The sequence below is a fragment of the Streptomyces sp. NBC_00654 genome (assembly GCF_026341775.1).
In the GTDB taxonomy this organism is placed as follows: domain Bacteria; phylum Actinomycetota; class Actinomycetes; order Streptomycetales; family Streptomycetaceae; genus Streptomyces.
Map to the genome: position 1 here is coordinate 1,130,518 of NZ_JAPEOB010000001.1, position 14,252 is coordinate 1,144,769.

Below are 14,252 nucleotides of genomic sequence, written 5' to 3' on the forward strand. Positions count from 1 at the left end.
CCCCTTGAACGTGTTCAAGGGGAGCTGTCAGGAACCATAAGGGGTGGTGACGGCTGGTGAGTGTGTTGTTACCGGACCGGAATGCTGTCCGGTGGGTGCTACACCCAGGTGTCCAGCCACATCCGGTCGCGCCAGGAGTCCTCCGGGATGGAGGTCCCCGTGTACAGCGGCCAGAAGTAGATGAAGTTCCAGACGATCAGCAGGATCAGCACGCCCGCCGCGACCGCGCCCAGCGTCCGGCGTCTCTCACCGCCGGGGTCGTCGGTCGGCAGGCCGAGTTCCGCTTTCGCCCCCGTGCCCGCCGCGGGCCCCAGCATCGCGCCGATCATCATCGACACGGCCAGGCACAGGAACGGGACGAACACGACCGCGTAGAAGAGGAAGATCGTGCGCTCCTGGTAGAAGAACCAGGGCAGCCAGCCCGCCGCCACACCGCAGGCGATGGCGCCCGCCCGCCAGTCGCGCCGGAAGAACCAGCGCCACAGCACGTACAGCAGCGCGAAGCACGCGGCCCACCAGAGCAGCGGGGTGCCGATGGCGAGCACCTCGCTGGCGCACTTGCCGGTCGCGGACTCCTTGCAGCCGCTCGTCTCCTCGTAGAAGTACGAGACGGGGCGGCCCAGGATGATCCAGCTCCAGGGGTTGGACTCGTACGTGTGGCCGGACGTCAGGCCGACGTGGAAGTCGTACACCTGGTTCTCGTAGTGCCACAGGCTGCGCAGCCAGTCGGGCAGCCAGGTCCAGCTGCCGCCCTTGCCCTCGGTCGCCGCCCAGTTGCGGTAGTAGCCCTTGTCCGTGACGATCCAGCCGGTCCACGAGACCACGTACGTGCCGATCGCGACCGGCACCGTGGAGACGAACGCGGGCACCAGATCGCGCAGGACCACCGCCCGGTAGGGCCGTACCGCGCCCGCCGTGCGCCGCCCGGCCACGTCCCACAGCACCGCCATCACGCCGAACGCGGCCAGGATGTAGAGGCCGTTCCACTTCGTGGCGAACGCCAGCCCCAGCATCAGGCCCGCGGCGATCCGCCACGGCCGCCACCCCAGGCGCAGGTTCTCGGCGATGTGTGCGTCCGGGCGCAGCACCCCCTCCGCCTCGTCGTAGGGCAGCGCGGCGGCCAGTTTCCGGCGGGCCCAGTCGCGGTCGATCACCAGGCACCCGAAGGCCGCCAGCACGAAGAACATCAGGATCAGGTCGAGCAGCGCGGTGCGGCTCATCACGAAGTGCAGGCCGTCCACCGCGAGGAGCAGGCCCGCCAGACAGCCCAGGAACGTGGACCGGAAGAGCCGCCGGCCGATCCGGCACAGCATCAGGACGGACACCGTGCCGAGCAGCGCGACCATGAAGCGCCAGCCGAACGGCGTGAAGCCGAACATCTGCTCACCGAGCCCGATGATCCACTTGCCGACCGGCGGATGCACGACATAGCCGGGATCGACGGGGATCTCCACCCCGGAGGGGTTCTTCAGGATCAGTTTGTCGATGTCCTTGGGCCACGCCCCCTCGTACCCCTGGTTGACCAGGGCCCAGGCGTCCTTGGCGTAGTACGTCTCATCGAATATCACCGCGTCCGGCTTGCCCAGGTCGTGGAACCGCAGCAGCCCGGCGACCAGCGCCACCAGCAGCGGCCCGCCCCAGGCCGACCAGCGCACCAGACGGTCCGCGAGCGTCGGAGGCACGCCGAGCACCGCCCACAGCCGGGCTCCCGGGCGGGTGTACGGCGGCACCAGCCGCTCGCGCAGCCCGATTCCCGGCCGGGGCGAATGGCCGAAGCGGCGCAGCCGCCGCTGCCAGGAATGCGACTCTTCGCCGTGCTGGTCCCCGGCGTCTTGGCCCTGCTGGGCTTCGGGCGCAGTACTCGTCACCGCGCCATCGTAGGGAACGCATCTGTGCGAGGCGCGCTCCCGGGCTGGGAGGATGGTTGTTGTGACTGGAACGACTGGAACGCTGGTACTCGCAGGGACCCCCATCGGTGATGTGGCGGACGCCCCGCCACGGCTCGCCGCCGAGCTGGAGCGGGCCGACGTCGTCGCCGCCGAGGACACCCGGCGGCTGCGCCGTCTCACCCAGGCGCTCGGCATCCACACCACGGGGCGTGTCGTCTCCTACTTCGAGGGCAACGAGTCGGCCCGCACGCCGGAACTCGTCGAGGCGCTGACGGGCGGCGCCCGGGTGCTGCTGGTCACGGACGCCGGGATGCCGTCCGTCTCCGACCCCGGCTACCGGCTCGTCGCCGCGGCCGTCGAGAAGGACATCCGGGTCACGGCGGTGCCGGGCCCGTCGGCGGTGCTGACGGCGCTCGCCCTGTCCGGGCTGCCGGTGGACCGGTTCTGCTTCGAGGGCTTCCTGCCCCGCAAGGCGGGCGAACGTCTCGGCAAGCTCCGGGAGGTCGCCGACGAGCGCCGCACGATGGTCTTCTTCGAGGCCCCGCACCGGCTCGACGACACCCTGGCCGCGATGGCCGAGGTGTTCGGCGCGGACCGCCGGGCCGCCGTGTGCCGGGAGCTGACCAAGACGTACGAGGAAGTGAAGCGCGGCCCGCTGGGCGATCTCGCCGTCTGGGCGGCGGACGGCGTACGCGGTGAGATCACCGTGGTCGTCGAGGGAGCCACGGACTCCGGCAACGAGGACCTGGACCCCGAGGAGCTCGTCCGCAGGGTGCAGGTCCGCGAGGAGGCGGGGGAGCGGCGCAAGGAGGCCATCGCGGCGGTCGCGGCGGCTGCCGGGCTGCCCAAGCGCGAGGTGTTCGACGCGGTGGTCGCGGCCAAGAACGCCGCCCGGCCTCCGAAGCCCTGACCGGTCCGGCCCCCCGAAGCCCTGACCGGTCCGGGCGCGGCGCGCCGACCGGTCCGGGCCCGGGGCGCCGCGCGGTCCGGGTGCGGCGCGCCGGTCGGAGGTGTTACGTCAGAGCTTTTCCGTCAGCAGCTCGTGGATGGTCGCGATGAACGGGTCGGCCCTGTTCACCCGCCGGTCGACCATGGCCGCCAGGGCGGTGCCGGTGTCCGGGCGGAAGCCGAGGAACATCTGCTGCCCGAGCGTGGCTCCGGCATGGAAGCAGACCGGTCCGCGCGGTGACGGATGGCGGAACCAGGTCAGCGTGTGCGTATGGGCGTGCCGCAGTCCGCGCCGCAGCAGCGGACGCCGTACGTCCGTGAGCGCGACGGCCAGCGGGCGGGTGGGCGCGACGGCCGGCGGCAGATGCGCCTCCAGGAACGTGAGCAGGTCCGACGGGGTCGCCCGTACCGCTCCGGCGGCGGTGAAGCCACCGGTGTCCAGCGCGGGCAGCGCCCTGCCGTCGCGTCGGTGCCCCACGGCATCGCTGCCCGGCGGACCCGGGCGCAGCCGCGTGCCGTCCAGCCCGAGCGGGCCCAGCACCTCCTGCTGGAGCAGGACCTCCCAGGGGGTGCCGGTGGCGGCGGCGAGGGTGTGCCCGAGCACGGAGACCGCGAAGTTCGAGTAGTGCCAGCGGGTGCCCGGCCGGTGACGCGGGCGGGCGCGCAGGAAGGCCCGTACGACCCGGTCGGCCGGGTAGCGGCTGTACGGGGCGGTGGACCACCGGGGCAGCGCCTGCGGGTAGAAGTCGGCCGGCAGCGCGGGGAGCCCCGAGGTGTGGGTGATCAGATGGCGCAGGGTGATGGCGCGCACGGCGGGATGCACCGGCCGGCCCGGGGCCAGCAGTTCGGCCGCCGAGTCCTCGTACCGCAGCCGGCCCGCCGCGACGAGTGCGGCCAGCAGCAGCCCGGTGAAGGGCTTCGACGCGGAGCCGAGCTCGTGGTGGAGCCGGTCGCGGGGCACCTCGCCGGGCTCGGCGCCGCCGAACCGGAGGGTGCGGTGGCCCCGGTGGCTGAGCGCGATCACGAGGCCGGGCGAGTCGATGGTCCGCGCGGCCCAGTCCAGCAGCCGGGCCCTCTCGCCGTGGTCCGGGGAGGGACGGCCGGCGGGGGCCCGGCGGACGTCCTGCCGGGCCGTCACGCGGGGGCCGGGGCGGCGAGGTCCGACAGGGCGCGGGACAGGGCCAGCGCCGAGGCGAACGCGGCCACCAGCGTGGGGTGGTAGAGGAGGTCGAAGACCGACTCCTCGTCGCCCTCCGGCACCGGCATGGCGTCCATCACGGGCATCGCCCCGTCCGGCTGCTGGGCCCCGGCGAATCCCGCCCAGGCGGCCGGGTCCAGGGTCGGCTCCGGCAGGCAGGCATCGACCACGAGCAGTTCGCCCAGCAGGTCCCAGCGGCCCAGGTCGAGCCAGTCGTCCAGCCACACCGGCAGCCAGAGGGCGAGGTAGTCCGCCACCTCGGCGGGCAGCCCGGCCGGGTTCGCGCCCCAGTCCGTCAGATGGAAGACGGTGTGGGTGATGTCGTAGCCGATGTTGCCCTCGACGGTCCAGGGCTCGGGCCGCCGGGACAGCCAGGTGTTCCGGTACGCCTCGTCGACCGGCACGCTCGGCTCCAGTCCGAAGCGGCGCTCCACGGCGCTGAGTCCGAGCCGGCGCGCGGGCTGGACCTCCAGTCCGCCCCAGCTGGTCAGCCGGTGGTTCAGCCGGACGGCGGCCTCCAGCTCCGGCGCCCGGAACCCCAGCTCCCGGAACGGTACGTAGACCTCCATCGGAATGGGGCAGAGCGGTTCGTGCCGCTGGCCGTCGACCAGCCGGCTTCCCGAGCCGAGCAGGTCGTGCCAGGCGTGGTCGAGGAGCTTGCGCGCCAGGCCGGCCTGCCGGGAACCGGCGACCCCCTCCCGGAAGATGACCTTGCTGATCATCGCCAGCTCGCCGAGCGGCTTGAACCGGTCCAGGACACCCGCCTCGGGTGGCGGGTCGTCGTCCAGCCGGAAGCCCGTCCGGTGGTCGTAGAGCCATCCCAGGGCCCGCGCGCCCACGTCGTGGATCTGCTGGATGCCGCTCATGCGGCAGCTCCTTCCGTACGGCTGGTCCGGCTCATGCGACCGGTGCGGCTCGGATGACCGGTGCGGCCGGTGCGGTTCATGCGGCTGCCCCGGTTTCCGCTGCCGTGACGTCGGGCCGGTGTGCGGTGAGCCGCTTCAGGCACAGTGCGGCGGCGAACGCGGTCACCAGCGTGGAGTGGTAGCAGGCGAGAAAGGGGTACGGGTCCGGGTTCTCGTTCCCGGAGTCGGCCAACGGGCCCGTCTCCGGTACGGCGCCGCTCGCGGCCTGCGCGGTCGCGAGCGCGGGCCAGGCCGCGTCCAGCAGGGCCGAGGGCGGCGGGCCCGGCAGGGCGGCGGCGACCGCGAGCAGTTCGCCGGTCAGGTCCCACTGCTCGCTCTCCAGACAGCCGTCGACCCAGGGGGGCAGCCAGGCCCGCAGATAGGCGTCGATGCCGGCGGGCATCCGCTCGGGGACGCAGCACCAGTCCGTGATGTGGAAGACGGTGTGGGTCAGCGCGTAGCCGGAGGGGCCCTCGAACATCCATGGCTCGGACAGCCCGCCCAGCCAGGTGCGCGCGAGGACCGGACCGGGGTCGGTGTGCGGGGCGGTGCCGACCCGCCGCTCCGAGTTGATCAGCCCCAGCTCCCGGTTGGCGTGCTGCTCGGTGTGGGCCCAGCCCCTGGTCGCGGAGAGGGTCCCGGCCAGGCGCTCGAAGCCCTCGTGGCGTAGCCCGTATCCGGCGAAGGCGGCGTAGATCTCGTACGGGTAGGCGGCGAAGGGTTCGCCGTGCAGCAGTTCCAGCAGCAGGTCGCCGGTGTGCAGCTGCTCCCAGGCGAAGGTGACGAGGTCCCCGGCCGTCCCGTGTTCCGGGGTGCCCGGGACGGTGCTGCGGCGGATCGTGGTGCACAGCTGGGCCAGCTCGCCCAGCGGCTTGAGCGTGGCGTTGACCTGGGTGTGCGGCTCCAGTACGTCCTGGGGGAGCACGAAGCCCGAGCGGTGGGCGTCGGCCCAGCCGAGTGCCTGCCGCAGGACGCGGGGCAGGACGGACAGCGCCGCGCCCGTCGTGCCGCCGTGCTGTGCGTCGGGGCCGGCGGCCGCCGCTGCCGTCACCGCGCCCGCCCCTCGGCCATGAGCCGGGCCGCCCGTACGTGCAGCGTGACCCGGGGGTCCGGGCCGCCCATGAGCTCGACGAAGTCGAGTCCGCGCTCCAGGCCCAGGCTCTCGGGACGGCCGTCCAGCGCGGCCAGCCAGCGGCCGGCACCCGCCGCCTGGAGCCAGTTGCGCCGCCGCACCGCGCGCACGAATCCCCGGGACAGGTCCACGACCCGGTGTGCGGCGGCCCGGTGCACGGCCGACGAGGCGGCCGGGACGGCGAGCGGGGCCAGTACGGAGAGCTGATGGGTGAACGCCTGCCAGGGAGCCCCTTCGAGCCAGGCCGCATCCGGCTCGTCGACACCGGGTCCGGCGGCCGGCGGCTGTCCCGGAGCGGTGGTGGCCGGTGCCGTCCGGTGCAGGGCCGACATCATGCCCCAGTGGCTCCAGGCCGCCGCGTCGGAGGCGTCGGGCCTGGGCGGGAATTCCCGCACGGCACGGTGCAGCACGGCGATGTCGCCGGGATGCGGACTGCGCCCACGCAGAACACTGGGCAGAAGAAGGTCGGCCCCGATGACACGTACCGCGGCGATTCCCGTCCGGTTGTCCTCGTCGATTCCGGCGGCGCCGCATACCGTGGCGAGGTGGTCCCCGCTCCGAAGAGCGAGGACCACCTCTGTTGCCAGGTCATGCACGGCACCCGCGAGGGGGGACGAGGCATGTGACTGGTCCATGTGCTACCGACTAGCCCTTCTTCGGGCGGGGGGTCGGAGGCGCGAGCAGCAGGAGCGAGCCGCCTCCGAGAAGGGCGAGGTACGCGCACTCGCGCGAGTCCCGGTAGAAGCCCTCGGCCTCGCCCGGGTTGAGAGCCGCGTCGAGGTCGAGCTCGATGTCGGTGGCAGTGGATTCGGTGGTGTACATGGGTGTTTCCCCGTCCTGTGGGAAGTGGGGTTTGCGTACGGTCCGAGTGAAATACACGAAATGTAAAGCCGCAATTCGGGCGGATTGGCCCTGGAATTTCTTCTTTCAATTGAATGATGAATTCTCATGGCTCTCAGTAAGGCGATGGCCTGGGGCAATGCCTATTCCGTTCACGCGAACGGAGGGTGGTGCGCGGGGCGCATTCGCCCCTGCGCGGGGGGCGCTCACGGGCGGTCGGTGCGGGGCCGGTCACGGGCGTTCCTGCCCGGGGCCATGCGGGGGCAAAGGGCTGCCAAAGGAGGCCAAGAACGCATCAATGCTGGCCCTGAGCTGGTGCGTCCGCCCATACGGAGGTGTCCACTGGAAGGTGACGGGCAATCCCCGGAGTGCTTGTCCGGCGGACAAGAGGAGCAGGTATGAGCGAGATCGCAGCAACCACCGTGCATGAGGCGTACGCCTTCGCCTGCATGAGGTGTGGATACGGCTGGGAACAGGCCTACGAGATAGAGCACCACGTCGACGGTTCCGGCCATGCCTTCGTGGTCTACAAGGCGGACGGGGAGCGCGTGCCTTCACCGCTGTCCACTCCTACCTGCACGAACTGCGGTGGACACGTGGTCCGGATCATGCGGGCCGGCCGGGTCTCCATCGTGCAGCAACTGCTCCAGCGCCAGCAGATCCCCAAGCCCCCGGAGCCCGCCGAACAGGACGAGGTGGCCGCGGTGGCCGTCGGCGCGCCGCGGACACCGCACCACTGGCATCTGTCCGACCTGCTGCACCCCTTCCACCGCCGGTGAGCCGTCGGTTCCACCGCCGGTGAGCCCTCGGCCCGTGCCCTCGTGCGCCCGTGCCCTCGTACGATCGTGGGCATGAGCCGTACCGAAGCCCCGCCGCTGCCCGAACCCCTGCGGGTTCCGGTCGCCGATTCGCACACCCACCTGGACATGCAGGACGGAACGGTCGAGGAGGGCCTGGCCAGGGCCGCCGCGGTCAACGTCACCACCGTCGTCCAGGTGGGCTGCGACGTCGCGGGCTCGCGATGGGCCGCCGAGACCGCCGCCGCACACCCGGCCGTGCACGCCTCGGTCGCCCTGCACCCCAACGAGGCGCCGCGCATCGTGCACGGCGACCCCGACGGCACCTCGCGCCAGGGCGCCAGGACGCCGGGCGGCAGGGCGGCCCTCGACGAGGCGCTCGCCGAGATCGACGCGCTGGCCGCCCTCGACCACGTACGCGGTGTCGGCGAGACCGGTCTCGACCACTTCCGTACGGGTCCCGAGGGCATGGCCGCCCAGGAGGAGTCCTTCCGGGCCCACATCGAGATCGCCAAACGCCACGGCAAGGCGCTCGTCATCCACGACCGCGAGGCGCACGCGGATGTGCTGCGCGTCCTCGCCGACGCGGGCGCCCCCGAGCGGACGGTCTTCCACTGCTACTCCGGCGACGCCGAGATGGCCCGGATCTGCGCGGACGCCGGGTACTTCATGTCCTTCGCGGGCAACGTCACCTTCAAGAACGCCCAGCCGCTGCGCGACGCGCTGGCCGTCGCGCCGACCGAGCTGGTCCTGGTCGAGACGGACGCCCCCTTCCTGACCCCCGCCCCGTACCGGGGGCGGCCCAACGCGCCGTATCTCATCCCGGTCACCCTGCGCGCCATGGCGGAGGTGAAGGGCGTCGATGAGGACACCCTGGCGGCGGCGGTCTACGACAACACCGCTCGGGCCTTCGACTTCTGAGGCACGGCACGGGGGCACCGCGGCGCACGGCACGGGCGGCCCCGCGGAAAGCGGCACCGGCGGCCCCGCGGGCGCGACGGCACGGCGGCACCGCGCCGCGGCCGTAGGCTTACCGGGTGAGCAGCACAGAGCCCGACGCCCTCCTGGGCCCCGCAGACATCCGCGACCTGGCCGCGAAGCTGGGCGTACGCCCCACCAAGCAGCGGGGTCAGAACTTCGTCATCGACGCCAACACGGTCCGCAGGATCGTGCGCACCGCGGAGGTCCGCCCGGACGACGTGGTCGTGGAGGTCGGCCCCGGGCTCGGCTCGCTGACCCTGGCCCTGCTGGAGGCGGCCGACCGGGTCGTCGCCGTGGAGATCGACGACACGCTCGCCGCCGCCCTCCCGGCCACGGTCGCCGCCCGGATGCCGGGGCGCGCCGACCGGTTCGCCCTGGTCCACTCCGACGCGATGCTGGTGACCGAGCTGCCCGGCCCGGCGCCCACCGCGCTCGTCGCGAACCTGCCGTACAACGTGGCGGTGCCGGTCCTGCTCACCATGCTGGAGCGCTTCCCGAGCATCGAGCGGACCCTCGTCATGGTCCAGGCCGAGGTCGCCGACCGGCTGGCCGCCCGGCCGGGCAGCAAGGTCTACGGCGTGCCGTCGGTGAAGGCCAACTGGTACGCGGACGTCAAGCGCGCCGGGTCCATCGGCCGCACGGTGTTCTGGCCCGCGCCGAACGTGGACTCGGGGCTCGTCTCGCTGGTCCGGCGCACCGAACCGATCAGGACCACCGCGAGCCGGCAGGAGGTCTTCGCCGTCGTCGACGCGGCCTTCGCCCAGCGCCGCAAGACGCTGCGCGCGGCTCTGTCCGGGTGGGCCGGTTCCGCACCCGCCGCCGAGGCCGCGCTGGTCGCCGCCGGAATCTCCCCGCAGGCCCGGGGCGAGGCGCTGACGGTCGAGGAGTTCGCCGCCATCGCCGAGAACAAGCCCTCCGTGGACAAGCCCTCCGAGGACAAGCCCTCCGTGGACAAGCCCTCCTCGACCGCCGGGAGCGACGCATGAGCGGCACCGACCGTACGGCGGCCGGTACGGCGGCCGGGAGCGTCACGGTCCGCGTACCCGCCAAGGTCAACGCGCAGCTCGCCGTGGGTGCCGCGCGCCCCGACGGCTTCCACGACCTGGCCAATGTCTTCCTCGCGGTGGGCCTGTACGACGAGGTCACCGCCACCCCCGCCGACGAGCTGACCGTCACCTGCTCGGGGCCGGACGCCGCCCAGGTCCCGCTGGACACCACCAACCTCGCCGCCCGCGCCGCGCTGGCGCTGGCCGAACGGCACGGCATCGCCCCCGGCGTACACCTGCACATCGACAAGGACATCCCCGTCGCGGGCGGCATGGCGGGCGGCAGTGCCGACGGGGCCGCCGCCCTGCTGGCCTGCGACACCCTGTGGGGCACCCGCGCCACCCGCGAGGAACTGCTCGGCATCTGCGCCGAGCTCGGCAGCGACGTCCCCTTCAGCCTGGTCGGCGGGGCGGCCCTCGGCGTCGGGCGCGGAGAACAGCTCACCCCCGTCGAGGTCGGCGGCACCTTCCACTGGGTCTTCGCGGTCGCCGACGGGGGGCTCTCCACACCGGCGGTGTACGGCGAGTTCGACCGGCTCACCGCCGGTACGGACATCCCCGCCCCCGCCGCGTCCGAGGCGCTGCTGAACGCCCTGCGCTCCGGCGACTCCGGCGCACTCGCGGCGGCCCTCAGCAACGACCTCCAGGCCGCCGCGCTCTCCCTGCGCCCCTCGCTGGCCGACACCCTCGCCGCGGGCACCGGGGCGGGCGCCCTGGCCGCGCTGGTCTCCGGCTCCGGGCCGACCACCGCGTTCCTGGTGGCGGACGAGGCGTCGGCCCGCAAGGTTGCCGACGCCCTGCTCGGCTCCGGCACCTGCCGGAACGCGCGGATCGCGGTCTCGCCCGCGCCCGGTGCCACCGTCCTCTGACACCGGGTACGGGCTGATCCGCCAGGGACGACGGGACAGCCCGCGCTCGGACGGGAACCGAGTACGGCCGCGCTCGGACGGGAACCGGGTGCGGCCGTACTCAGACGGGAACTGAGTACGGCCGCGCTGCCGCTCCCGGGCGATCGGCGCGACCGTACCCGTATGGGATCAAGTGTTCGTGCGGGATCAAGCGTCCGTGACCTGGCCGGGGCGACGCCCGCCACCCGGGACCGCTACATCGACCTGCTGCGCGTCGCCTCGCTCGGCACGGTCGTCCTCGGCCACTGGCTGATGGCGGCCGTCACCTCCGACGGCGTCGGCAATCTGCTGGCCGTCGTCCCCGGCCTCCAGTCGCTGACCTGGGTGCTCCAGATCATGCCGGTGTTCTTCTTCGTCGGCGGCTTCTCGCACGCCCTGTCCTACCGCTCGCTGCTCCGCAAGCGCCCCGGGGGTTCCACGGACTCCGTCTACTCCGCGTTCCTGCGCGCCCGGCTCCAGCGGCTGCTGCGGCCCACCGTGGTCTTCATCCTGGTCTGGGGCGCGGCCGCGCTGATCGTCCAGCTGCTCGGCGGGGGCGGCGGCGGGCTGACCGGGGTCACGCTGCGGCTGGTGACCCAGCCGCTCTGGTTCATCGGGATCTACCTCGCCATGGTGGCGTTCACCCCGCCGCTGCTGAAGCTGCACGAGCGCTACGGCTGGGGCGCCTTCGCCGCGCTCGCCGGTGCCGCGGTCGCCGTCGACGTCCTGCGGTTCGCCGCCTCGGTCCCGTACGTCTCGTTCCTGAACTTCGCCTTCGTCTGGCTCGCGGTCCACCAGCTCGGGTTCCTGCGTGCCGACGGCCGGATCCGCCGCCCCGCCCTGCTCGCCGGTGCCGGGCTGGCCTCGGCCGCGGCACTGGTGGCGCTGGGCCCGTACCCCCTGTCGATGGTCGGCATGCCCGGCGAGAAGGTCAGCAACATGGCCCCGCCCACCCTCGCCCTGCTCTGCCACGGCCTCTGGCTGGTCGGCGCGGTCGAGCTGCTGCGCGGACCCGGCACCCGCCTCGTCGCCCGCCCCCGGGTCTGGCGCACCGTCGTCGCCGCCAACGGGGTGGCCATGACCGCGTTCCTCTGGCACCTCACCGCGATGCTCGGGGTCTACGGCGCGATGCTCGCCCTCGACGTCCCCCTGCCCGGACCGGCCACCGGCGCCTGGTGGGCCCAGGTCCCGCTCCGGCTCGCCGCGGCGGCGGCCCTCACCGCCGGGCTCGTCGCCGTCTTCCGTACCTTCGAACGACCGGTCTCCGCCCTGCCCGGCAAGGGTTCCGGCGCCGTCTCGGCGCTCGGCGCGACCCTCTGCCTGCTCGGTGTGCTCGGCCTGTCCATGGTCGGCTTCGGCGGGCTCCTGGAGGGACACACGGCGCTGCTCATCGCGGTACGGGTCAGCGCCCCGGCCGCCGTCGCGATGGCACTCGGCGGCTGGTTCCTGGTGGAACGCGCGGGCCGGTGAGCGCGGGCCCCGCCCGGGACGGGGCCGTCGGGGTTCCCGCCGCGCCGTACCCTGGGGACGTCGAACGAACCCCTGGACAGGAGTGAAATGGCCGTCAATCTGGTCAATGTCGAGCAGGTCACCAAGGTGTACGGCACCCGTGCCCTGCTCGACGGCGTATCCCTCGGGGTGTCCGAGGGCGACCGGATCGGTGTCGTCGGCCGCAACGGCGACGGCAAGACGACCCTCATCCGGATGCTCGCCAAACTGGAGGAGGCGGACACCGGCCGCGTCACGCACAACGGCGGGCTGCGGCTCGGGGTCCTCACCCAGCACGACTCCCTCGACCCGTCGGCGACGATCCGCCACGAGGTCATCGGCGATCTCGCCGACCACGAGTGGGCGGGCAGCGCCAAGATCCGTGATGTGCTCACCGGCCTGTTCGGCGGGCTCGCCCTGCCCGGCTTCGAGCACGGGCTGGACACCGTCATCGCCCCGCTCTCCGGTGGTGAGCGCCGCCGCATCGCGCTCGCCAAGCTGCTCATCGGCGAACCGGATCTGATCGTCCTGGACGAGCCCACCAACCACCTCGACGTCGAGGGCATCTCCTGGCTGGCCGGACATCTGCGGGCCCGCCGCTCCGCGCTCGTCTGCGTCACGCACGACCGGTGGTTCCTCGACCAGGTCTGCACCCGTATGTGGGACGTCCAGCGCGGCACGGTCCACGAGTACGAGGGCGGCTACAGCGACTACGTCTTCGCCCGCGCCGAACGGGAGCGGATCGCCGCGACCGAGGAGTCCAAGCGGCAGAACCTGATGCGCAAGGAGCTGGCCTGGCTGCGCCGGGGCGCCCCGGCCCGTACGTCGAAGCCGCGCTACCGCATCGAGGCCGCCAACGAGCTGATCGCCGATGTGCCGCCGCCGCGCGACACCAGCGAGCTGATGAAGTTCGCCAACGCCCGCCTCGGCAAGACCGTCTTCGACCTGGAGGACGTGACTGTCCAGGCCGGGCCCAAGACGCTGCTCACCCACCTCACCTGGCAGCTCGGTCCGGGCGACCGGATCGGTCTGGTCGGGGTCAACGGCGCCGGCAAGACCTCGCTGCTGCGGGCGCTGGCCGAGGCCTCCCGTACGCAGGGCGAGGAGCAGCCGGCCGCCGGCAGGATCGTCGTCGGCAAGACCGTGCGGCTGGCCTACCTCTCCCAGGAGGTCAGCGAGCTGCCCCCGAACCTGCGGGTGCTGGAAGCCGTCCAGCAGGTACGCGACCGGGTCGACCTGGGCAAGGGCCGCGAGATGACCGCGGGCCAGCTCTGCGAGCAGTTCGGTTTCTCGAAGGAGAAGCAGTGGACCCCGGTCGGCGACCTCTCCGGCGGTGAGCGGCGCCGGCTCCAGATCCTGCGGCTGCTGATGGACGAGCCCAACGTCCTGTTCCTCGACGAGCCGACCAACGACCTGGACATCGAGACCCTGACCCAGCTGGAGGACCTGCTCGACGGCTGGCCCGGGTCGATGATCGTGATCTCCCACGACCGGTTCTTCATCGAGCGGACCACGGACCGGGTGATGGCGCTGCTCGGCGACCGCACGCTGCGGATGCTGCCGCGCGGGATCGACGAGTACCTGGAGCGCAGGCAGCGGATGGAGGAGACGGCCACCCCGTCCGCCGCCGCGCCCGCGCCGTCCGGCGGGACGTCCGCCCCGGCCCCGGCCGTGTCGCCGCAGGAGGCGCGGGCGGCGAAGAAGGAGCTCCAGAAGGTCGAGCGGCAGCTCGACAAGATGTCGACGCGCGAGACGGCCCTGCACAAGCAGATCGCCGACAACGCCACCGACTTCGAGAAGGTCGCCAAGCTCGACGCCGAGCTGCGAGAACTGGTCACGGAGCGCGATGAGCTGGAGATGCGCTGGCTGGAGCTGGCCGAGGACGCCTGACGGCCAGGGTGTGACGGGCCGGTGAAGGCGGGGCCAGTGGTGCGGATGGTGCGGGCGGGGCGGGTGGTAGAAAGAAGCCCCGCCCGGGGGTGACGTGAACCCTGCGGTACGGGACCGCACGAGGGGGACGTGCCGATGACTCAGCCGCCCGGCCGGCAATCGCCGCAGGGAGGCTTCGGAGCACCGTACGATCCGTCGCCCGGCCTGTACGGTCCGCCGCGGCAGCCTTCCGCGGCCCCGGAGCCCCCACC

Annotated in this window: 13 protein-coding genes; 7 read left to right on the forward strand and 6 right to left on the reverse strand. The window is 72.9% G+C overall.

The features are described 5' to 3' along the window. Positions 1-98: 98 nt before the first annotated feature. The gene (locus OHA98_RS04955) at positions 99-1,868 is read right to left on the reverse strand and encodes a dolichyl-phosphate-mannose--protein mannosyltransferase (RefSeq protein ID WP_266922875.1); all 1,770 of its coding nucleotides are present in this window, start codon (positions 1,866-1,868) and stop codon (positions 99-101) included. Between the two features lie 52 nt (positions 1,869-1,920). Here OHA98_RS04955 and rsmI point away from each other — a divergent pair, with 52 nt between their 5' ends. After that, positions 1,921-2,799, forward strand: a complete 879-nt coding sequence (rsmI, locus tag OHA98_RS04960) for a 16S rRNA (cytidine(1402)-2'-O)-methyltransferase (RefSeq protein ID WP_266922876.1) — start codon at positions 1,921-1,923, stop codon at positions 2,797-2,799. 108 nt (positions 2,800-2,907) lie between these two features. Here the strand turns inward: rsmI and OHA98_RS04965 are convergent, their stop codons facing one another. The 5 genes from OHA98_RS04965 to OHA98_RS04985 all read right to left on the reverse strand — a co-directional run bounded on the left by OHA98_RS04965 (position 2,908) and on the right by OHA98_RS04985 (position 6,894). Then, on the reverse strand, positions 2,908-3,903 hold the full coding sequence (locus tag OHA98_RS04965) for a serine hydrolase (protein WP_266927723.1): 996 nt from the start codon (positions 3,901-3,903) through the stop codon (positions 2,908-2,910). Positions 3,904-3,971: 68 nt separating this feature from the next. Further along, a complete protein-coding gene (locus tag OHA98_RS04970; protein WP_266922877.1) occupies positions 3,972-4,901 on the reverse strand; it encodes a hypothetical protein in 930 nt (309 codons plus the stop codon). Between the two features lie 76 nt (positions 4,902-4,977). Next, entirely contained in the window at positions 4,978-5,991 is a 1,014-nt protein-coding gene (locus OHA98_RS04975) for a hypothetical protein (RefSeq protein WP_266922878.1), read from the reverse strand. Then, complete coding sequence (locus tag OHA98_RS04980) at positions 5,988-6,707, reverse strand: hypothetical protein (protein ID WP_266922879.1); 720 nt, start codon at positions 6,705-6,707, stop codon at positions 5,988-5,990. Before OHA98_RS04980 ends, OHA98_RS04975 begins: the two co-directional genes overlap by 4 nt. A 10-nt stretch (positions 6,708-6,717) precedes the next feature. After that, positions 6,718-6,894 carry a hypothetical protein gene (locus OHA98_RS04985; RefSeq protein ID WP_266922880.1) on the reverse strand — a complete coding sequence of 59 codons (177 nt, stop codon included), beginning with the start codon at positions 6,892-6,894 and terminating at the stop codon, positions 6,718-6,720. A 416-nt stretch (positions 6,895-7,310) separates the two neighbouring features. Here OHA98_RS04985 and OHA98_RS04990 point away from each other — a divergent pair, with 416 nt between their 5' ends. The 6 genes from OHA98_RS04990 to OHA98_RS05015 all read left to right on the forward strand — a co-directional run bounded on the left by OHA98_RS04990 (position 7,311) and on the right by OHA98_RS05015 (position 14,001). Beyond that, a complete protein-coding gene (locus tag OHA98_RS04990; protein ID WP_266922881.1) occupies positions 7,311-7,691 on the forward strand; it encodes a hypothetical protein in 381 nt (126 codons plus the stop codon). Between the two features lie 72 nt (positions 7,692-7,763). Next, positions 7,764-8,630, forward strand: coding sequence for a TatD family hydrolase (locus OHA98_RS04995; RefSeq protein WP_266922882.1), 867 nt, complete (start codon positions 7,764-7,766; stop codon positions 8,628-8,630). A gap of 116 nt (positions 8,631-8,746) precedes the next feature. Continuing rightward, a complete protein-coding gene (gene rsmA, locus OHA98_RS05000; RefSeq protein WP_266922883.1) occupies positions 8,747-9,676 on the forward strand; it encodes a 16S rRNA (adenine(1518)-N(6)/adenine(1519)-N(6))-dimethyltransferase RsmA in 930 nt (309 codons plus the stop codon). Beyond that, positions 9,673-10,605, forward strand: a complete 933-nt coding sequence (locus OHA98_RS05005; RefSeq protein WP_266922884.1) for a 4-(cytidine 5'-diphospho)-2-C-methyl-D-erythritol kinase — start codon at positions 9,673-9,675, stop codon at positions 10,603-10,605. The genes rsmA and OHA98_RS05005 overlap by 4 nt, the downstream gene beginning before the upstream one ends. Before the next feature lie 162 nt (positions 10,606-10,767). Continuing rightward, positions 10,768-12,093, forward strand: coding sequence for an acyltransferase family protein (locus OHA98_RS05010; protein WP_266922885.1), 1,326 nt, complete (start codon positions 10,768-10,770; stop codon positions 12,091-12,093). 87 nt (positions 12,094-12,180) lie between these two features. Next, entirely contained in the window at positions 12,181-14,001 is a 1,821-nt protein-coding gene (locus OHA98_RS05015) for an ABC-F family ATP-binding cassette domain-containing protein (protein ID WP_266922886.1), read from the forward strand. The last annotated feature ends 251 nt before the right edge of the window (positions 14,002-14,252 follow it).